This is a genomic window from Nocardia sp. NPDC046473 (assembly GCF_040645995.1).
In the GTDB taxonomy this organism is placed as follows: Bacteria; Actinomycetota; Actinomycetes; order Mycobacteriales; family Mycobacteriaceae; genus Nocardia.
This window is the reverse complement of sequence record NZ_JBEYZJ010000009.1, coordinates 14,668-33,120: the sequence shown is the minus strand read 5'-3', so window position 1 is coordinate 33,120 and position 18,453 is coordinate 14,668. Positions and strand designations below refer to the sequence as shown.

Sequence of the window (18,453 nt, the reverse complement as noted above, 5' to 3'; positions counted from 1 at the left end):
GGATGAGGATTTCAAAGACCGAGCCCTCCATGTGGTCGTGAATTTCACATGCCTGTCCCTTTGACTAGGCAGTATGTCACTCACCATCACCTAAATCGGGGCATCCCCGCGCCTATCGGTGTGCCGCATTGAAATTGCGCTCGCTCGCATCGGAATACGCGGTGAACTCGACACGATCGCCGCACGAACACCGACGCCGACGGGCGTGTGCGGTGGCAGCGGCAGGCCGCGCGTGGGACAGTCTGAGCATGAACGCGCGCCGTCGCATTGCCGCTGTTGTTGCCGGGGTCATGAGCATCGCACTGGTCGCGGGGTGCGGCACTGCGAGCGAGCAGAGCAGTGGGCCGACGACGTCGACCGCGGCCGGTGTCATTCCCCTGGTTTCGACGAATGATCTACCCGCAGCCAAGCCCGACGAGGTGCACCTGTTCGGACTCAACGATCTGCACGGCAACCTGGAGCCGCCGGCCGGCTCGACCGGCAAGGTGTCCGGCTACGACGCGGGCGGCGCGGCCTACCTGGCGACGCATCTGGCGCGGTTGAAGGCGGCGTATCCGGCGAGCGCGGTAGTCGCGGCGGGCGACGACGTCGGGGCCAGTCCGCTGGTGTCGGGCCTGTTCCACGACGAGCCGACCATCACGTTCATGAACACCATCGGCGTCGCCGCCTCCTCGGTCGGCAATCACGAATTCGACCACGGTGTAATCGAATTGGCGCGCCTGCAGCGGGGCGGCTGCGCCCCGGACGGATGTTCGCCCGGCGAACCGTTCACCGGCGCCAAGTTTCCGTATCTGGCCGCGAACGTCACCGACGCCGAGGGCAAGCTGCCGCCCTCGCTGCAGCCGTGGACCATCCTGCAGGTCGGCGACCACAAGATCGGCGTCGTCGGCACCGTGACCCCCGATACCGTGAATCTCGTTTTCCCCGAAGGCATTCGAGGATTCACCTTCGGCGACGAAGTCGCGGCGATCAACAAGTACGTGCCGGAGATGAAGGCGGCGGGCGCCGAGACCGTTGTCGCGCTGATGCACGACGGCGGCAGCCAGCGCCCCGACAGTGGCGCCCAGGTCGACTACAACGGATGCGCGAACATCAGCCCGAACGTCACCGACCTCACCAAGGGCGTCGACCCCGCGGTGACGGCGCTGTTCACCGCGCACAGCCACCAGGCTTATGTGTGCACGATCAACGGCAAGTCGGTCACCCAGGCCGCGTCCTACGGCAGGCTCATCACCGACCTCACGCTGAGCTTCCACCCCGACGGGGTGCACGCGTCGGCGGTCAACCGGGTGGTGACTCGCGACGTGACGCCGGACCCCTCCGCCACCGCCCTGGTGAACTTCTACACCGAGCAGGCCCGCCCGCGCACGGCTCGAGTGGTCGGCTCCGCCGCCGCCGCGCTGCCGCACGATCCGGACGCGACGGGTGTCTCGCCCCTCGGTAATGTCATTGCGGACTCGATGCTCTCGGCCACCGCCGGCCCCACGGCCGCGGTGGCGGCCTTCATGAACCCGGGCGGTGTCCGCGCCGATATCAAGGCCGGACCGGTCACCTACGGCGACATCTACACGGTCCAGCCCTTTGGCAACCAGGTCGTCACGCTCACCCTCACCGGCCAGCAAGTGCTGCGACTGCTCGAACAACAGTGGACCAACGCCAGCAAGCCCGCGATGCTCTCCCTCGCAGGCATCACCTACGCCTTCGCCGACTCAGCACCCAAGGGCGCCAAGATAATTGGCGACACCGTCCGCATCGCCGGGCAGCCACTGAATCCGGTCGCCACCTATCGCATCACCACCAACAGCTTCCTCGCCGCGGGCGGCGACGGCTTCACGGTCTTCACCGAGGGCACCGACAACGTCCCCGGCCCCACCGATCTCGACGCCTTCGAAGCGCTCTTCCGCGACAAGTCCCCCGTTCAGCTACCGCCCGCCCGCGTCGAGAAGCGATAGCTGTCCGGTAGCCCTGAACAACTGGACGATTGACCAGTGAAGGTATACCTGGAAATCGTTGTAACACTTACCGTTTGACCTGCACCGATGGGTGATCAGTCACACAGAGTGATCCAGTCCGGAACGCTTGCCGGGGCCGATCAGGCTCATTACTCTTCGGTATAAGTCAGGACGAAGGGGTTCCTACTTTCGGCCCGATCGCTGTTACCGCGTCTCGCGGCCGAACCTTAAATCTCCGCATTCACCGTTGCATGCCGGATGACTTGTGCGACAACACGGTTCGAATGAACAGCAGGAGAGGGCGATGGCTACCTACATCGTGACGGGCGGTACCGGATTCTTGGGCCGGCGGGTCGTTCAGGAGCTCCTGGACCATGAGCCCGAGGCCGTTGTTCATGTCCTGGTGCGCGAGGAGTCGCTGCAGAAGTTTGCCGACCTCGCCACCGGATGGAACGGCGGCGAGCGGGTGTTCTCGCTGGTCGGCGACCTCACCGCGGACGGGCTCGGCCTGACCAGAGAGGCGCCGCAGGCCGATCACGTGATCCATCTCGGCGCGGTCTACGACATGACCGCTGATGAGGAGACCGCACACGCGGCCAATGTCGCGGGCACCCGGTCGGTGCTCGCCCTGGCCCGCTCGATCGGCGCTGTGCTGCACCATGTTTCGTCGGTCGCCGTGGCGGGCGACCACAAGGGCAAGTTCTTCGAGGAGGACTTCGACCTCGGCCAGCGGCTCACCTCGCCCTACCACCGGACCAAGTTCGCGGCCGAGAAGCTCGTTCGCGAATCGCGCGGCGTGCGCTGGCGGGTGTACCGGCCCGCGATCGTGGTCGGTGACTCGCGCACCGGCGAGATGGACAAGATCGACGGCCCGTACTACTTCTTCTCGGCCATCGCCAGGCTGGCCGCACTGCCGTCGGAGCTGCCGATGCCGCTGCCCGATCTCGGCGCGACCAATATCGTCCCGGTCGACTACGTGGCCGCCGCCATGGCCGCCCTGGTGCGCAGGCCCGGTCTGGACGGCCGCACCTTCCACCTGGTCAACCCCGAGCCGCAGCCGTTCAGCGACGTGTACGGCCCGCTGGCCACCGCGGCGGGCGCACCCACCGGCATCGGCGTGGTGCCGCTCAGCGCCCGTGCACTGAGCGGGCTCGCGCACCTGCCCGGCGTGCCCGCGGTGCGCGATTTCCTGTTGGAGCAGTTGGGCATTCCCGCCGCCGTCGCGCCACACACGTCCTTCTCGGCGGAGTTCATCTCCGACTCGACGCGGGCGCAGCTGCGCGGCACCGGACTGTCCGTGCCGTCCTTCGACAGCTACGCCGGCCAGCTCTGGCAGTACTGGCGCGACCACCTCGACGCCCATCGCGGCCGGCCCGTCGTGTCCAGCGAGCCGCTCAACGGCCGGGTCGTGCTGATCACCGGTGCGTCGTCGGGCATCGGCCTGGCCACCGCGCATGCGGTCGCCCGGCGCGGCGCCACCGTGCTGATGGTGGCCCGCGGCAAGGACGATCTGGCCGACGCCGCCGATTCGGTGCGCGCGGAAGGCGGTGTCGCGCATGACTATCCGTGCGACATCACCGACGCGGACGGGGTCGAGACGCTGGTGCAGACCATCCTCACCGAGCACGGTCACGTCGACTACCTGGTGAACAACGCGGGCCGCTCGATTCGCCGGTCGGTGCTGAACTCCACCGACCGCATGCACGATTTCGAGCGGACGATGGCGGTCAACTACTTCGGCGCGGTCCGGCTCATCCTGGCGCTGCTGCCCTCGATGCGCGCCCGCCGCTTCGGCCACGTCGTCAACATCTCCTCCATCGCGGTCCAGACCAAGGTGCCCCGCTTCGCCGCCTATGTGGCGAGCAAGTCGGCGCTGGACAACTTCAGCGAAATCGCCGCGGTCGAAAACCGGGACGCGGGAATCACTTTCACCTCGGTGCGGATGCCGCTGGTCCGCACCCCGATGATCGCCCCCACCGACCTCTACAAGTCGCTCCCGGTCCCCGACCCCGATCAAGCCGCCACCATCGTGGTCCGCGCCCTCGAGGATCGCCCGCACCGTATCGACACCCCCGTAGGCACGTTCGCCCAGGCCGTCGACCTCCTGATGCCCTCGGTAAAGCGCACGATCCTGCACCAGGGCTTCCGCCTCTTCGGCGAATCCACTGCGGCACAGGGCAAGAAGCCGTCCAAAAAGCCCGCCGACGCCCCCGCGCGCACCCCACTAACCGTCCTCGCCCCAGTCCTCATGCCATTCATGTCCATGCCCGCCCCCGCCGCCCGCGTAGCCAGGGTAGTGCCCGGCCTACAGTGGTAATCACCCCCCTGAACACCGGACGTGCGCAAACACGTCCGGTCCCCGGTACCCCCCACCCCCTCTCTCAACCGCACACCGCTAAGAGCGGGCATCCGAAATCGCCACACCGCGCACAAATCAGCAAGGCGCGCACAAATCAGCGAGCAATTTCGCGCGCGCCAAACCAGAACCCGCGCGGCGCAGCCCACCCGGGGCCGCCATAGGAGCCGTTACGGTCGCCGCGCGTTGGTTGGCGCGCGGCGTGCGAATCAGCTGGCTACTTCGTGCGCGGCGGGACAGACCGTGCGCGGCGGGACGGGATGGGTGTGGCGCGCAGCTCGCTGTGCGGTGGGGGGCGCGTTGCATTGCGCAAACTGTGCGCGATCGAGTGCTCGATCAATCAGACTCGGGCGCGGTTTGTCGGCACGATATCGGGATAGCGGTAGTGGATTCGTGCGATGCAGTGGCGCACTGTGTGCAGCTCGGCGTGTAGTTCGCGGAGGCGCTGCGCTTGGAAAGTCCTTTCGGCAGTATTGATGGCACGTGCGAGGGTGCGTGCGTGTGCGGCGAGCAAGTCCAGAAATACCCGGGCTTGTGCGATGTCGGGATCATCGGACATTTGCTGTTCCTATCACGCATGCCGCACCCCGCACCACTCGAACTGTCCGCGTTCTACGGGATTTCGCCGCAGCGTATCCGAATCGAAAAGGACAGCGGATGTTTCAGAGAATTTGCTGTGCAGCCGCACAATTGGCACCCGAACCGCCGACAGCGGGGTCCGACACCATGTCGGACCCCGCCGCGCAGGCGACTTACACTCGGCTGGCGACCAGCTGCGCCGCAGGCCACATGGCCCAGGCGTAGTTGGAGTGCTGGGTCGGATCGCCGCCGCCGGTGCAGACCGGATCACCGGCCGTGCAGTAGTTTCCGGTACGCCACGCGTACAGGTCCGGCACGTTCCAGCCGGCCAGCCGCAGCGGATCACCGAACAACAGCACTGCGGCGACCCGTGATTCGAGATCGACCGGCAGCGAGCTGATGCCGCCAAGCGCCGTCACCAGGCCGGTGCCGAGCACACCGTGCGTGACCACCGCACCCTGCGAGTAGCCGACCAGGACGAACCGCTGGTCCGGGCAGGCCGCGGCCTGCCACAGTACGTGCGCGGTCATGTCCTGGGTGCCGCGGCTGATCGACGCCGGATCCAGCAGATCCGCAGGGTAATTGACGCGATAGGCGACCGAACTCACCGGCAGCGTGCGCAACAGGGTGTCGTAGAGCGGATCACCGGCCACCGCGCCGAGGTACCCGGGTTCCTGGGTGCCTCTGGCGACTACGACGTCGACGGCCGCGCAGGGCGAGGCCAGCGCGGGTAATCCCGTCGTCGCTCCGAATCCCGCGACGAGCAGTAGCACAACGAATGCTTGCACCACCCGCCACTTCTCGAAATGAATTACCTTCCGGTTTGCCATCGTGATCACCCACTCACGCCGTTGTGAGAAGCCGAATGACACTTGTCAGAGACAAGTGCCACTCGGCTATATCTGCGAAGGTAAGAACGGCGAAGCGAGCCGTCAAGGAAAACGACCCGAACGATGCGTACTCAGCGCCGAATCGTGTCCTGCTGTACCTTTTCTATGGCACGAGAACCGCTGCGCCCGTGAAACGTCCGTGCGCCAGGTCGGCGAGGGCCGCATTTGCCATCCCCAAGGAGTACCCACGGGTGGTCACTTCTATGCGATGTTCGCCTGCGAGGGTGAGAAATTCGCGGGCGTCGGTGCGGGTGTTCGCGGTGACCGAGCGAATTTCCCGCTCCTGGAACAGGTGCCGCTGGTAATTCAGCGCCGGGATGTCGCTGAGGTAGATGCCGGCGATGGCGAGGATGCCGCCGCGATCGAGCGCCTCGAGCGCGGGGGGCACCAGCGTGCCGACGGGCGCGAACAAGATCGCCGAATCCAGTTGCACCGGAGGCGGATCCGCGGCGCCCTGCACCGAGCTGGCGCCGAGCTCGCGCGCCAGCTCCTGGGCGGCCGGGTCGCGGGTCATCACATGCAGCTCCGCGCCGCGGGCGAGGGCGACCTGCGCGGCGATATGCGCACTGCCGCCGAAGCCGTAGAGGCCGAGGCGTCCACCGGGCGGCAGCTCGGCTCGTTGCAACGAGCGGTAGCCGATGATGCCCGCGCACAGCAGCGGCGCCAGTTCGGCATCGGCGTACCCCTCCGGTAGCCGCAGCGCGTAAGCCGCTGGCACAGTGGCGAATTCGGCGTACCCGCCGTCGGCATCCCAGCCGGTGTATTCCGAACGGGGGCAAAGGTTTTCGGCACCACGCAGGCAGTACTTACAGGCGCCGCAGGTATGGCGTAACCACGCGATGCCGACACGGTCGCCCACCGCGAAGGCCTCGGTGAACCGCGACTCCTCCACAGCCGAACCAACGGCCGAACCAACGGCAACGACCTCCCCGACCACCTCGTGTCCGGGCGTCACGCCTACCCGATGCACCGGTAGGTCCCCCTCGGCGACATGCAGATCCGTGCGGCACACACCACACGCCAGCACCCGCACGAGCAGCTCGTCGGCCGCAGGTTCCGGAACCGGCTCACGCACTAGGTCCATCGGCCCCGCATCGATCGGCCCGGGGCGGCGCACCCGCCAGCCGCTCATCGATGCGGTCCCGGCAACCTCGTTCATACCGATCTCCCCTCGTCGTCAGGATGCACGGTGGTGTCGAGCTGCGCTCACCCTACTCGTCCGATTTCGCCACGTCACAGCTCCGCTTCTGATACATTTATGTATTGAATACATTTCTGTATCCATTCGGCCGGCGCTCGTCGGTCGCGCCAGAGGAGGTGCCCGTTGGCGTCGTCCACCGAAGCCAAGACCTCGGCGACCCGGGTCACCCGCCGCCGCGCCGAGACCAGGTATCGATTGCTCACCGCGGCCTACGAGGCGTTCGCCGAGGAGGGCTTCGGCAAGGCCACCGTGGAACGGGTCTGCGAGCGAGCCGGATTCACCCGCGGCGCCTTCTACTCCAATTTCGCCTCGCTCGACGAGCTGTTCCTGGCCATGTGGGAACAGCGCTCGGCCGCCATGCTCGACGGCGTGCAGCGGATGCTCGACGAGATCCCGGTCGGCACCGACGACGTACGCACCTCGATCGAACGCCTCGAGCGCGCAGTCCCGGTCGACGAGGGCTGGTATCGGATCACCGCGGAGTTCACCACCCACGCCTTACGTAACCCCGAACTGCGCCGGGTGATGGCCGCACGCGAAGAGGCCATCGTGAATGCCCTGATGCCGACCATCGTCGCCGGACTGGCCAAGATCGGCCGCACCGTGCCCGATCCCGAGGCACTCGGCCAGGCACTCGTCGCCGTGCACGACGGCACCAGCGTGCAGGTGCTGATGGAACCGCGCAGCCGCGTCGTGCGGCGCAGACGTACCGACCTCATCTACCACGTCGTGCTGGCCTACAGCACCGAAACCGAAGGATAATCATGTCCGATTCCGCATTCGCCACCGAGGCGGACGTCATCGTCGTCGGCGCCGGGCTGGCCGGCCTGGTCGCGACCCACGAGCTGGTCAAGGCGGGCCGTAAGGTGCACGTGCTCGACCAGGAGAATCGCAACAACCTGGGCGGGCAAGCGTTTTGGTCGCTCGGCGGACTGTTCATGGTGGACACACCGGAGCAGCGCCGCCTCGGCATCAGGGACTCCTACGACCTGGCTCTGCAGGATTGGCTCGGCTCGGCCGGTTTCGATCGCGACGACGAGGACCGATGGGGCAGGCAGTGGGCACAGGCCTACGTGCGGTTCGCGACCGACGAGAAACGCGAGTATCTGCGCGAACTCGGGCTGCGGGTGACGCCGCTGATCAGCTGGGCCGAACGCGGCGGGAAATTCGCCGACGGGCACGGCAATTCGGTGCCGCGCTTCCACATGACCTGGGGCACCGGGCCCGAGGTGGTGCGGGTGTTCGCCGAGCCGGTGCTCGAAGGTGAGCGGAAGGGCTTGGTCGGCTTCAGCTTTCGGCATCAGGTCGACGAACTGATCGTCGAGGACGGTGCCGTGGTCGGCGTGCGGGGCAGCGTGCTGGCAGAGACGGATCTCGAGCGCGGTAAGGCGTCGTCACGAAACGTCGTCGGCGAGTTCGAGTTCCGAGCCAAGGCGGTGATCGTCACCTCCGGCGGCATCGGGCACAATCACGAGTTGATCCGGCGCAACTGGCCCACCGAGCGGCTGGGCAAGTGCCCGGAGACCATGATCTCCGGCGTGCCCGCGCACGTGGACGGGCGGATGCTCGGCATCACCGAATCCGCGGGTGGCGCCATCGTCAACCGGGATCGCATGTGGCACTACACCGAGGGCATCAACAACTGGAATTCGATCTGGCCCGACCACGGCATCCGGATCATCCCCGGACCGTCCTCGCTGTGGTTCGACGCGAACGGAAAGCGGTTGCCCGCCCCGTGTTTCCCCGGTTTCGACACCATGACCACGATGAAGGAGATCCTGGCCACCGGCTACGACTACTCCTGGTTCGTACTCACCCAGTCGATCATCAAGAAGGAGTTCGCACTGTCGGGTTCCGAGCAGAACCCCGACATCACCGGCAAGGACCTCAAGTTCACCCTGGAGAGCCGATTCGCCAAGGGCGCGCCGGGTCCGGTGGAGGCGTTCAAAGAGCACGGCGTCGACTTCGTGGTCGCGGACAATCTGCGTGAGCTGGTGGCCGGGATGAACAAGATCGCGCGGGGACCGCAGCTCGACCACGACGCGTTGGAACAGCAGATCGTCGCCAGGGACCGGGAGGTGGCGAACAAGTACTCCAAGGACAGCCAGCTGATGGCGATCACCAACGCGCGCCAGTTCCTCGGCGACAAGGTGAGCCGGGTCGCCAAGCCGCACCGCATCCTCGACCCGAAGGCCGGCCCGCTCATCGCGGTGCGGCTGAACATCCTCACCCGAAAGACGTTGGGCGGCTTGCAGACCAACCTCGACTCGCAGGTGATGCGTCCGGACGGCACCGAGTTCCCCGGCCTCTACGCGGCGGGCGAGGTGGCCGGGTTCGGCGGTGGTGGCGTGCACGGATACAACGCGCTGGAAGGCACCTTCCTCGGCGGGTGCATCTTCTCCGGGCGCGCCGCGGGCAAGGCGCTCGCCGCGAAACTGCGTTAGGGCCTGCAGCTCGCGGCCGGCTGTTGCGAGGCGGCAGCCAGCGAGGTCGGCGGCGGAATCGGCTGCGGCTGCGGGCTTTCCGGAGTGGCGGGCGGCGGCGTCTCGGCATAGAGCCGGGCGCCGGTCGCGCGCACGCCCGGCTGCAGGGTGATGCCGAGGATCTGCGCCTGGTCGCCGTGCACGTCGGTGACGCGCGCGTCGAACGGTCCGGCGCCGGCGCCGGAAATAGACCAGTAGTTGTCCATGCCCCGGGTGAGGTTCTGCCAGGCGCCGCCGGTGTTCGGCCGAATAGCGACCTCTCGCAACGGGTTACCGGATCCGCTGAGCAGGATCGCGAACCAGGCGCTGCTGGAATCCGGCTTCACCTGATAGAACAACTCCGGCGGCGGCTCCGGATTGCGCACCACGCTGTAGCGGACCTTCGCCACGCCGTCGGACAGATCCGCGAGCTGCGTGAAGGCCGCGACACTCAAATCCAGTTGTCCCGGAGCACATGCCGGGCAACGGTCCACGATGAGCGCGCGCACATCACCGCGCGGCCCCTGGATGTCGAGGTACGCGCCGCACGGATCGGCCTTGCCGAACTCCGGTGTCGACATCCCCACATAGAAACCGTCCGTCGGTAGTCCGGGGAACGAGCAGGAAACCCCGGGGCTGAACGAATAGAAGCGCGCCTCGCCCGAGACGACGGGTTGCGGTTCCGCCGCGGGAGCCGCGGTGGGCTCAATGCTGCTGGTAGCCACCGGCGTTCGCGGGGTCGCCGACTGGACCAGCACATTCGAGGTCGGCGACAGCGCCAGCGCGCTCGGCGTATCGCAGTGCAGCGGCTCCGGGCGGGTCAGCCATACGGCCACGCCCGCGATGGCGACCAAGCCGATCGCGGACCACAGCCACCCCGAGCGGAAGTGTCGTTGGTTGATCGGTATCCGGTGCATCGCTCCCCGACTAACGGCTCACCTGATCACGGACTGTCGCTCCTGACGTCCATAGGAAAGCAGCCGAACGGTCGTCGCATGTCGGGAACGAAAATTCTACGCAGTGAAAGAGTCACACTTCAGCAAGCATGGGGCAAATGCCCAGCACACTGTTGGACACTCCTGCAGCCCACCGGAAAAACAACGGTCGGCCGAGCCGGGCCGCCACGCGAAACCCCCTGTGACGAGGGGCGACTCGTGCTACGCGAAGCCGTCCATCAGCGAGAGCACCCGCAGCATGACCTCGTCCGCACCGCCGCCGATGCTCAGCAGCCGACTATCCCGATACGCACGGGACGTCCAAGTCTCCGCCATATAACCCATGCCGCCGTGAATCTGCAGACACCAGTCGGCCACCTGACGGGACAGCCTGCCCGCCTCGAGCTTGGCGATCGTGGCCATCCGGGTGACGTCACCGCCGTCGGTGTAGGACTGAGCGGTGGCCTCGGTATAGACGCGCAACATGTCCACCTTGGCGGCAAGTTCGGCGTAGGTGTATTGCAGGTACTGGTTCGCAGTCAGTGGCTGGCCGAATACCTTTCGCTGCTTGGCGTAGTCGCGGGTCAGCTCCAACTGCAGCGCGCAGCTGATCGGCGCGCTGTAGGCGGCGAACATCCGCTCCATCACGAACTGTGACATCTGCTGCTGGAAACCGCGGCCGATCTCGCCGATGGTGTTGCGCACCGGAACTCGCACGTCCTCGAAGGTCAGCAGGCCGGTATCGGAGGCGCGCATGCCCAGCTTGTCGAGCTTGCGGTCCACCCGGAAGCCGGGCGCGTCGGTGGGCACGATGAGCTGGCTCATCCCGCGATACCCGCCCTCGGGTGAGGTGCGCACCAGCGTGCACAGCCAGTCCGCCTGAACGGCATTGGTGATGAACACCTTCGACCCGTTGATCACCCAGTCGTCGCCGTCCCGGCGCGCGCTGGTCCGGATCCCCGCCACATCCGAACCGGCCTCCGGCTCGGTAACCGCTACGCCACAGACTGTTTCGCCGCGCATGGCCGGCGCCAGATACTCCTGCTTGAGTTCCTCGCTGCCGTGCGCGTGCAGCGACGGCGTCGCCATCGCGACGTGCACGCCGAGCGCCATCGGAAACGACCCGTGCGCAACGCGACCCAGCTCCTGGCACAGCACCACGGTGAACAGATGATCGGCGCCCTGTCCCGCATAGGCCGGGTCGTACTCCAGCCCGAGGATGCCGAGCTCGGCCATGTCCGCGAAGATCTCGTGCAGCGGCATCATTTCGGCCCGCTCCCACTCGTCCACGTGCGGATTGATCTTCTGCTCGACATAGCGCCGGACCATCGCCCGGAACTCCTGATGTTCGTCGCTGTACATCACGCGATGCTCCTACTCCGAGTCCCCTCGCCCTATTGTCACCGCGCCAGTACCGCACCACCGCACCATTTCCGATTTCTCGCACCGGAAATCGGAGGCTATTCCCGAGTGCCGCAAATCAGAGGTGGTGCGGCTCGCCGGTGCGGGCTGGAGTACCGTGCGAGGCATGTCGCGTTCGCGCATTATTCGGATCGCCACTCGATCCAGCCCCATGGCGGTGGCCCAGGCGGAGCAGGTTGCCGCGCTGCTCGGCGCGCACGGGATGGACAGTGAGCTGGTCAAGGTCACCACCGCGGGTGATCGCTGGATGGGTGACCTGGCGAAGCTCGGTGGCAAGGGCGCCTTCGTCAAGGAGATCGACCACGCACTGCTGGTGGACGAGGCCGACCTCGCGGTGCACTGCCTCAAGGACATCCCCGGCGATATCCCAGTGCCCGAGGGGCTGGCGTTCGCCGGATACCTGCCGCGTGACGACGTGCACGACGCGATCATCACCGGTAACGGCGCCCCGCTGGCCGACCAGCCCGAAGGAACCGTCGTCGGCACCAGCTCGGTGCGCCGGGCCGCGCAGCTGCGCCTGCACTACCCGCACCTGACGGTCAAGCCGTTGCGCGGCAACGTCAATACCCGGCTGGCGCGCCTCGAAGAGGGCCACATCGACGTGTTGATCGCGGCCGTCTCCGGCCTGCACCGGGTCGACCAGGCCCATCGGATCACCGAAACCCTCGATCTGGACACCATGTGCCCACCCATCGGCGCGGGCATCATCACCCTCGCGTGCCGGGCCGACGACACCGAACTGCTGGAACTCTCCGCGCGTCTCGACGACCCGGACACGCACCGCCAGGCCGATGCCGAGCGCGCGATGCTGCACGCGCTGCAAGGGCACTGCAACTCCCCCATCGCGGGTTACGCGACCACCGACCGCACCGGCCGACTGACCTTGCACGGCAAGGTGTTCAGTCTGGACGGTGCCCAGTGGCTCGACTCCCATCACTGGGGCGTCCCGGAAGACCCGCAGGCGCTCGGCTTCTTCGTCGGCGCGGATCTGCTCCGGCAGGGCGCGCGGGCCATCATCGACGCGATCGCGCACTGAGCGGGTAGCCGCCGCGGCTCAGCGCCAGCGGGCGTGGCGCGGGAAGAGCGATCGACCGGCCTCGTGCGCGACCTCGACCAGCACGCGGGCCAGCCGCGCGGTGTCCAAAGCCGCTCGCTCGCTACCGATTTGGCCGGACAACGACAGTGCGGCCACCGCAGCGCCGCGACCGCGAAGAGGAACCCCCACGCAGGCGATGCCTGCCACCGACTCCTCGTTGTCCACCGCGACGCCCTGCCGCTGCCGGATTCTGGCGAGCTCGCGGTGCAATTCCGCTCTGTCGCAAATGGTTCGGGCCGTCAGCTGCGGCAGGTGATCACGGAACGAGGTTTCCACGATGCTCGGTTCGAGCGAGGCGAGCAGCGCCTTGCCGAGCGCCGTACTGTGCGCGGGCATGCGGCCGCCGAGCCGGGTCGGCACCGTGGCGGCGAACCGGCCGCCCGCCTTGTCGAGGTAGAGCACCTCGCGGCCGTCGAGCACGCCGAGATGTCCGACCATGCCGGTGCGTTGACAGAGATCATGCAGCAGCGGGCTGACCACATCGCGAATCTCGTTGTGGTCGGCGGCAAGTCCGCCGAGTTCCAGCGTGCGCATGCCTAGTCGATAGCCGCCCGGTGCGTGCGCGAGCCAGCGTAGTCGGATCATCTGGTCGAGGATGCGGTGCACCGTCGAGCGCGGCAGGCCGGTGCGTTCGGACAATCCGAGCAGGGTGAGCGTCGGTGTCGCGCCGTCGAAAGCGTCCAGTATCAACGTCATTCGTTCGATCATGGACACCGGTGGCTGCGGCGGCCGAGCGGACACCGGTCCCGATCCCGTGTACAACTCGCCGGATTCGGGAGAGGTTACCGCCTCGACCGTCATAGCTCACCTCCACTGTGGTGCTCGCCTAGAGCTTAGATCACGTTTGTGTCACCCATCACAGTGCCTCGGCGAGCACGAAGTGGAATCCCGGAAACTACGGAGACCGCTACGGATCTTCTCGGTAGCCGGGAGCGAACCTTGACAGCTATGCCGTGCGGTCGCGCTGGCCGACCAAGGCGTACAACCACTCTCGGGTGTAGCGCTCGGCGAGCAGCGGGAGGAAGTTGTCGATGGTCGCGTGGTCGGCGACGTGGTCGTAGGCCGAGCGGAGGAACTGTTCGATGGCGTCGTCGTCGATGAGGCCGTCGAACTCCTCCTCCAGACGGGTCGCCGCGGCGTGCAGCGCGACCGCTTGGTCGAGGGACGGATCGTGCGGGTTGGGCGCGGTAACAGGGCTCTTCACAACAGACTCCCGATCGTGACGAGACATTCGGTGCGGTGAGCGCGTGCACTGGCTTCGGCATGCGTCGTGTGTCGAGTACCCATCGGTCGGCGCGGGACACGTACCGGCTCCGAAAATAGAACAGGTTATTGTATGGCGCGCGGTGACGTGCCAGGCTGAGCAGATGGATCTCGCCGCCATCGAAGCCGTCCGTCAGCTCAAGTACCGATACTTTCGGACCCTGGATCTCAAACGGTGGGACGAATTCGCCGACACGCTCGCCGAGGACGCCGCAGGCCGCTACGGCACGCACGCACTCGGCGAACCGCTGACCTTGGACGGCCGCGCGGCCATCACCGCGTTCATGCGGGAGAACCTCGGCCCGACGGTGGTCACGGTGCATATCGCGAGCCATCCAGAGATCGTTGTCGACGGCGAGACCGCTACCGGCTCATGGGGTTTCGAGGACACGGTCATCGCCACCGAGTACGGCGTGCTGATCCGCGGTGCCGGATATTACTCCGACACCTACCGCCTCGACCCCGACGGCAGCTGGCGCATCACCTCGACCACCTATCAACGGATCTACGAATCGATGCAGTCGCTCTCCGATACTCCGAGCCATCAACTGCTGACAAACATGTGGGCAACGCCGACTCCGAAATAGGCTTTACATCACGCCGTTCACCGTCGATCACACGCAGACCACACTGGACGCCGGTGAACGAGCGGCTCGCCGCGACCGCAGCGGCGCTGCGTGACCAGATCCGGGCGCAACTGCCGACATAACGGTCCACTTTCGGGGTGCTGGCGCTGGACTGGTTCCCGGCGGCGGCGGATGCTCCTACTATGTCTTCCCTTGCGCCCGCCGAGTTCTCGTCCGAAGTCACCTATCTCAATACCGCCTCGTACGGGCTGCCGTCCGCCCGTGCGCTCACCGCTGTTCGCGACATCAACGCGCAATGGGCGGTGGGCCGCGGCGGTCCGATGACGAACGATTATCTGATCCCCCGACTGCGGGAATCGTTCGCGCGGCTGCTGACGGGAGCCACCGCGGACGACATCGCGCTCGGCAGCGCCGCCTCGCAGTTGATCGGCCCGGTCGCCGTCGCGCTGCCGCCAGGCGCCGAGGTCTTGGTGGCCGAGGGTGAGTTCTCCTCGGTCACCATGCCTTTCATCCACCGCGGCGATCTGGTGGTGCGCGTGGTGCCACTGGAGCGGCTGATCGAGGAGGTGCGGCCGGAGACCGCACTGGTCGCGGTGAGCGTGGTGCAGTCGGCGGACGGGCGGGTCACCGACCTGCCGGCGCTGCGGGCGGCCACCCGGGCGCACGGTGCACGGCTGCTGGTGGATGCCACGCAGGCGGCGAGCTGGCTGCCGCTGACCTTCGCCCACGCCGACTACTGGGTGTGCTCGACGTTCAAGTGGCTGATCGGCGCACGCAGCGTCTCGTTCTTCGCCGCGGGACCGGAGGCGCTGGAGGCGGTGCGGCCGCTTTCGCCGGGCTGGTACGCGGCCGCGGACCCGTGGGCCGAGCTGTACAACCCGGTCAAGCTGCCGTCCACCGCCCGCCGATTCGACTCCACCCCCGACTGGCTCGGCGTGATCGCCGCGAGCGCGGGGATCTCGCTGATCGAGGAGTTGACGGTCGAGAAGATCAACGCGCACAACCTCGAGCTGGCCGACCGGTTCCGCGTCGGACTCGCCGACCTCGGCCGCAACGTGGTGCCGAACGGTTCGCCGATCGTCACGGTGCCCGGCGCGGGTGACGCGGCAACGCGCCTGGAGCAGGCCGATGTCATCACCTCCGCCCGAAACGGCGGACTGCGCTTCTCCTTCCATCTGTACAACGCTGTCGAAGACGTGGAACGGGCGCTGGAAGTGCTTGCCGCCGAATAGCTCACGCCTCGACCGAGGCCGGTGGCGATGATTCGCGCGCCCCGGCGGCATCGCGGCAGCGCTGCCTGGCCCGGCCGATCCCCTCGATCTCGACCTCCACCACGTCATCGTCGCGCAGGTACGGGAAACGACCCGAAAGGGCCACGCCCGCCGGGGTTCCGGTGTTGATGATGTCGCCGGGTTCGAGGACCGCGTACTGGGACAGATGCCAGACGAGGTAGCCGACGTCGAAGATCAGGTCGGCGGTGCTGGAGTCTTGGCGGGCTTCGCCGTTGACGAAGGAACGCAAGCGCAGGTTGCCCGGGTCGAGCTGGTCGCGCGGGACGAGGGCGGGGCCGAGCGGGTTGAAGGTCTCGCAGCACTTGCCTTTCGACCACTGCCCGCCCGATTGTTCGAGCTGGAAGGCGCGTTCGGAGACGTCGTTCGAGATGGTGTATCCCGCAATATGATTCATCGCCTCGTCGGCCGAGTCGAGGTAGCGTGCGCGGCGGCCGATCACCACCGCGAGTTCTACTTCCCAGTCGGTCTTTTCGGAGTTGCGCGGGATGAGCACATCGTCGTAGGGGCCGACCACGGTGTTCGGGGTCTTGAAGAAAACGACGGGGGTCTGCGGGGGCGCCGAACCCGATTCCGCGGCGTGCGCGGCGTAATTCATGCCGACGCACCACACCGCTTGCGGCCGAGCGATCGGGGCGCCGACGCGCTCGCCCGCGATATCGACGCGGGGCAGACTGTCCGCGGCCAGCGCTGCGGCGACGGCTTCGATACCGTCCGCGGCAAGGAAGTCGCCGTCGATATCGGCGGTGAGCGAGCTCAGATCGTAGGCGTATTCGCCGTCGACAACGATCGGCCGCTCGGCACCTGTTTCGCCGATGCGCTGCAACTTCATTCGGGTTCTCCTTCGGTCATCCAGGTCGGCGCGAGGGGCAGTTGGTAAGTGCGCCACGCGACTTCGGTCAGTATCTGCACGCGGTCGGCGGGCGTCAGGTGGGCCAGCGTCGCCAGGGTGGTCTGCCAGACGGTCCGATACGACGCGGCGGTGAGCGTGAAAGGCCAGTCACCGCCCACCATCAGGCGCTCCGGACCGAAGCTGGCCACCGCGTGGTCGACGTAGGGCTGCCAGCGTCGAGCGGTGATCTCGGTGCCGGATACCGTGGCCAGGCCCGAGATTTTGGCGACCACGTTCGGTTGGGTGGCGGCCTCGGCGAGCAGGTCGGCCCACGGTTGCCAGTCGCCGGTGGCGATCGGCGGCTTGCCCAGGTGGTCCAGGACGATGGTCAGGTCGGGGTGGTCGCGGGCGATCAGCGGGACCTGGGCGAGCAGATCCGGTCGCTCGGCCACCGCGTCGAAGACCAGGCCCGCCTCGGCCAGCAGCGCGAGACCGTCCGAAACCTCGGGGCGCAGTAGCCATTTCGGGTCCGGGTCGCGGTGGATCATGTGCCGGACGCCGACGAACTCGGGATGCGCACGCAGCCCGGGCAATTCGGCGGCGACGATCTCGGGCCGATGCAGCGGCAGCCAGCCGACCACGGCGGTCGGGTGCGGCGAGGCCGTCGCGGCGGCCAGCAATGCGCGATTCTCGGCGAACGAATCGGAGGCCTGGACCAGTACGACCGCGCCGACACCGTGCTCGGTCAACTCCGGCTGCACATCCGCCAGGGTGTAATTTCGGTACAAAACATCCGATGTTTCGGTGAGCCAGTCGTACTCGACGCCGAATGTTCCGCCGTCCACCCGCCAAATATGGACATGAGAGTCTACAGTCATCGGAGGCATAGCTTCACATCCTCGAGGGCGAAGGAAACAGGTGTCGGTTACCGACGACGCGATTGCGAAGATCAAGGCGATGATCATCTCGGGCGATCTGGAGCCCGGCGCCCGCCTGCCCCGCGAAGCGGACCTCGCCGCCCAGCTCGGCGTCTCGCGCAACTCGTTGCGCGAAGCGGTCCGGGCGCTGTCGCTGGTCCGGATCCTGGACGTGCGGCAGGGCGACGGCACCTATGTGGCGAGCCTGGAGCCGAAGTCGCTGCTCGACGCGATGAGCTTTCTGCTCGAATTCCACCAGGACAACTCGGTATTGGACGTGCTCGGCATCCGGCGCATCCTCGAGCCCGCCGCCACCGCCCTGGCCGCGCAGTCGATGACCGAGGAGGGGGTCGCACACCTGCGCACCCTCGTCGTGCCGGAGACCACCTCGGTGACCGAACTGGTCGCGCTGGATCTCGAGTTCCACGCGGCCATCGCCGCCGCCTCGGGCAACAAAGTGCTTGCCTCCCTGTTGGATTCGCTGTCGCTGCCGACGACGCGGGCCCGGATCTGGCGGGGCATGACCGAGGAGCGGGCGTTCGAGCGCACGGTCGCCGAGCATCGCGGCATCTGTGACGCGATCGCCGCCCGCGACCCGGAATTGGCGCAGGCCCGCGCCCTCGCCCACGTGGCGGGCGTGATGGAGTGGCTGCGCCGCGCGGCAGGCTGACT

General features: G+C 67.1%; 17 protein-coding genes. 8 read left to right on the top strand and 9 right to left on the bottom strand.

Annotation, left to right across the window (positions count from 1 at the left end):
* The first annotated feature begins 248 nt into the window (after positions 1–248).
* Both ABZ942_RS30570 and ABZ942_RS30565 read left to right on the top strand, forming a co-directional pair.
* Complete coding sequence (locus tag ABZ942_RS30570) at positions 249–1,952, top strand: bifunctional UDP-sugar hydrolase/5'-nucleotidase (RefSeq protein ID WP_357388033.1); 1,704 nt, start codon at positions 249–251, stop codon at positions 1,950–1,952.
* A gap of 304 nt (positions 1,953–2,256) precedes the next feature.
* The gene (locus ABZ942_RS30565; protein WP_357388031.1) at positions 2,257–4,269 is read left to right on the top strand and encodes an SDR family oxidoreductase; all 2,013 of its coding nucleotides are present in this window, start codon (positions 2,257–2,259) and stop codon (positions 4,267–4,269) included.
* Positions 4,270–4,648: 379 nt separating this feature from the next.
* Here the strand turns inward: ABZ942_RS30565 and ABZ942_RS30560 are convergent, their stop codons facing one another.
* The 3 genes from ABZ942_RS30560 to ABZ942_RS30550 form a co-directional block, all read right to left on the bottom strand.
* Positions 4,649–4,867 carry a hypothetical protein gene (locus ABZ942_RS30560; protein WP_357388029.1) on the bottom strand — a complete coding sequence of 73 codons (219 nt, stop codon included), beginning with the start codon at positions 4,865–4,867 and terminating at the stop codon, positions 4,649–4,651.
* Positions 4,868–5,060: 193 nt separating this feature from the next.
* On the bottom strand, positions 5,061–5,717 hold the full coding sequence (locus tag ABZ942_RS30555; protein ID WP_357388027.1) for a cutinase family protein: 657 nt from the start codon (positions 5,715–5,717) through the stop codon (positions 5,061–5,063).
* A 163-nt stretch (positions 5,718–5,880) separates the two neighbouring features.
* Entirely contained in the window at positions 5,881–6,936 is a 1,056-nt protein-coding gene (locus ABZ942_RS30550; RefSeq protein WP_357388025.1) for a zinc-binding alcohol dehydrogenase family protein, read from the bottom strand.
* Between the two features lie 165 nt (positions 6,937–7,101).
* On the opposite strand from ABZ942_RS30550, the gene ABZ942_RS30545 reads away from it, so the two are divergent.
* Positions 7,102–7,740: a TetR/AcrR family transcriptional regulator gene (locus ABZ942_RS30545; protein WP_357388023.1), complete on the top strand. Its 639-nt coding sequence runs from the start codon at positions 7,102–7,104 to the stop codon at positions 7,738–7,740.
* A 2-nt stretch (positions 7,741–7,742) separates the two neighbouring features.
* Positions 7,743–9,422 (top strand): FAD-binding dehydrogenase, encoded by a 1,680-nt coding sequence (locus ABZ942_RS30540; protein WP_357388021.1) that lies wholly within the window; start codon positions 7,743–7,745, stop codon positions 9,420–9,422.
* On the opposite strand, the gene ABZ942_RS30535 is transcribed toward ABZ942_RS30540, so the two are convergent.
* Positions 9,419–10,357: an expansin EXLX1 family cellulose-binding protein gene (locus ABZ942_RS30535; RefSeq protein ID WP_357388019.1), complete on the bottom strand. Its 939-nt coding sequence runs from the start codon at positions 10,355–10,357 to the stop codon at positions 9,419–9,421. The two genes, ABZ942_RS30540 and ABZ942_RS30535, sit on opposite strands and share 4 nt — an antisense overlap.
* 240 nt (positions 10,358–10,597) lie before the next feature.
* A complete protein-coding gene (locus ABZ942_RS30530; RefSeq protein ID WP_357388017.1) occupies positions 10,598–11,740 on the bottom strand; it encodes an acyl-CoA dehydrogenase family protein in 1,143 nt (380 codons plus the stop codon).
* 163 nt (positions 11,741–11,903) lie between these two features.
* Here ABZ942_RS30530 and hemC point away from each other — a divergent pair, with 163 nt between their 5' ends.
* The gene (gene hemC, locus ABZ942_RS30525; RefSeq protein WP_357388015.1) at positions 11,904–12,833 is read left to right on the top strand and encodes a hydroxymethylbilane synthase; all 930 of its coding nucleotides are present in this window, start codon (positions 11,904–11,906) and stop codon (positions 12,831–12,833) included.
* An 18-nt stretch (positions 12,834–12,851) separates the two neighbouring features.
* On the opposite strand, the gene ABZ942_RS30520 is transcribed toward hemC, so the two are convergent.
* Together ABZ942_RS30520 and ABZ942_RS30515 are read right to left on the bottom strand one after the other, a co-directional pair.
* The gene (locus ABZ942_RS30520) at positions 12,852–13,694 is read right to left on the bottom strand and encodes an IclR family transcriptional regulator (protein ID WP_357388013.1); all 843 of its coding nucleotides are present in this window, start codon (positions 13,692–13,694) and stop codon (positions 12,852–12,854) included.
* Between the two features lie 145 nt (positions 13,695–13,839).
* Positions 13,840–14,097, bottom strand: a complete 258-nt coding sequence (locus ABZ942_RS30515; RefSeq protein WP_357388011.1) for a three-helix bundle dimerization domain-containing protein — start codon at positions 14,095–14,097, stop codon at positions 13,840–13,842.
* Between the two features lie 163 nt (positions 14,098–14,260).
* Here ABZ942_RS30515 and ABZ942_RS30510 point away from each other — a divergent pair, with 163 nt between their 5' ends.
* Together ABZ942_RS30510 and ABZ942_RS30505 are read left to right on the top strand one after the other, a co-directional pair.
* The gene (locus tag ABZ942_RS30510; protein ID WP_357388009.1) at positions 14,261–14,743 is read left to right on the top strand and encodes a nuclear transport factor 2 family protein; all 483 of its coding nucleotides are present in this window, start codon (positions 14,261–14,263) and stop codon (positions 14,741–14,743) included.
* 182 nt (positions 14,744–14,925) lie between these two features.
* Positions 14,926–15,975 carry an aminotransferase class V-fold PLP-dependent enzyme gene (locus ABZ942_RS30505; protein WP_357388007.1) on the top strand — a complete coding sequence of 350 codons (1,050 nt, stop codon included), beginning with the start codon at positions 14,926–14,928 and terminating at the stop codon, positions 15,973–15,975.
* Position 15,976: 1 nt separating this feature from the next.
* Here the strand turns inward: ABZ942_RS30505 and ABZ942_RS30500 are convergent, their stop codons facing one another.
* Together ABZ942_RS30500 and ABZ942_RS30495 are read right to left on the bottom strand one after the other, a co-directional pair.
* Positions 15,977–16,864, bottom strand: a complete 888-nt coding sequence (locus tag ABZ942_RS30500; protein ID WP_357388005.1) for a fumarylacetoacetate hydrolase family protein — start codon at positions 16,862–16,864, stop codon at positions 15,977–15,979.
* Positions 16,861–17,742, bottom strand: a complete 882-nt coding sequence (locus ABZ942_RS30495) for an amidohydrolase family protein (protein WP_357388003.1) — start codon at positions 17,740–17,742, stop codon at positions 16,861–16,863. Before ABZ942_RS30495 ends, ABZ942_RS30500 begins: the two co-directional genes overlap by 4 nt.
* Before the next feature lie 40 nt (positions 17,743–17,782).
* Between ABZ942_RS30495 and ABZ942_RS30490 the strand changes: the two genes are divergently transcribed.
* Complete coding sequence (locus ABZ942_RS30490; RefSeq protein WP_357388001.1) at positions 17,783–18,451, top strand: FCD domain-containing protein; 669 nt, start codon at positions 17,783–17,785, stop codon at positions 18,449–18,451.
* Positions 18,452–18,453: the final 2 nt, after the last annotated feature.

Coding starts and splice junctions, on each gene's coding strand:
- ABZ942_RS30570 (WP_357388033.1), top strand. CDS start 249: ATGAACGCGCGCCGTCGCATTGCCGCTGTTGTTGCCGGGGTCATGAGC.
- ABZ942_RS30565 (WP_357388031.1), top strand. CDS start 2,257: ATGGCTACCTACATCGTGACGGGCGGTACCGGATTCTTGGGCCGGCGG.
- ABZ942_RS30560 (WP_357388029.1), bottom strand. CDS start 4,867: ATGTCCGATGATCCCGACATCGCACAAGCCCGGGTATTTCTGGACTTG.
- ABZ942_RS30555 (WP_357388027.1), bottom strand. CDS start 5,717: ATGGCAAACCGGAAGGTAATTCATTTCGAGAAGTGGCGGGTGGTGCAA.
- ABZ942_RS30550 (WP_357388025.1), bottom strand. CDS start 6,936: ATGAACGAGGTTGCCGGGACCGCATCGATGAGCGGCTGGCGGGTGCGC.
- ABZ942_RS30540 (WP_357388021.1), top strand. CDS start 7,743: ATGTCCGATTCCGCATTCGCCACCGAGGCGGACGTCATCGTCGTCGGC.
- ABZ942_RS30535 (WP_357388019.1), bottom strand. CDS start 10,357: ATGCACCGGATACCGATCAACCAACGACACTTCCGCTCGGGGTGGCTG.
- hemC (WP_357388015.1), top strand. CDS start 11,904: ATGTCGCGTTCGCGCATTATTCGGATCGCCACTCGATCCAGCCCCATG.
- ABZ942_RS30520 (WP_357388013.1), bottom strand. CDS start 13,694: ATGACGGTCGAGGCGGTAACCTCTCCCGAATCCGGCGAGTTGTACACG.
- ABZ942_RS30510 (WP_357388009.1), top strand. CDS start 14,261: ATGGATCTCGCCGCCATCGAAGCCGTCCGTCAGCTCAAGTACCGATAC.
- ABZ942_RS30505 (WP_357388007.1), top strand. CDS start 14,926: ATGTCTTCCCTTGCGCCCGCCGAGTTCTCGTCCGAAGTCACCTATCTC.
- ABZ942_RS30500 (WP_357388005.1), bottom strand. CDS start 16,864: ATGAAGTTGCAGCGCATCGGCGAAACAGGTGCCGAGCGGCCGATCGTT.
- ABZ942_RS30495 (WP_357388003.1), bottom strand. CDS start 17,742: ATGACTGTAGACTCTCATGTCCATATTTGGCGGGTGGACGGCGGAACA.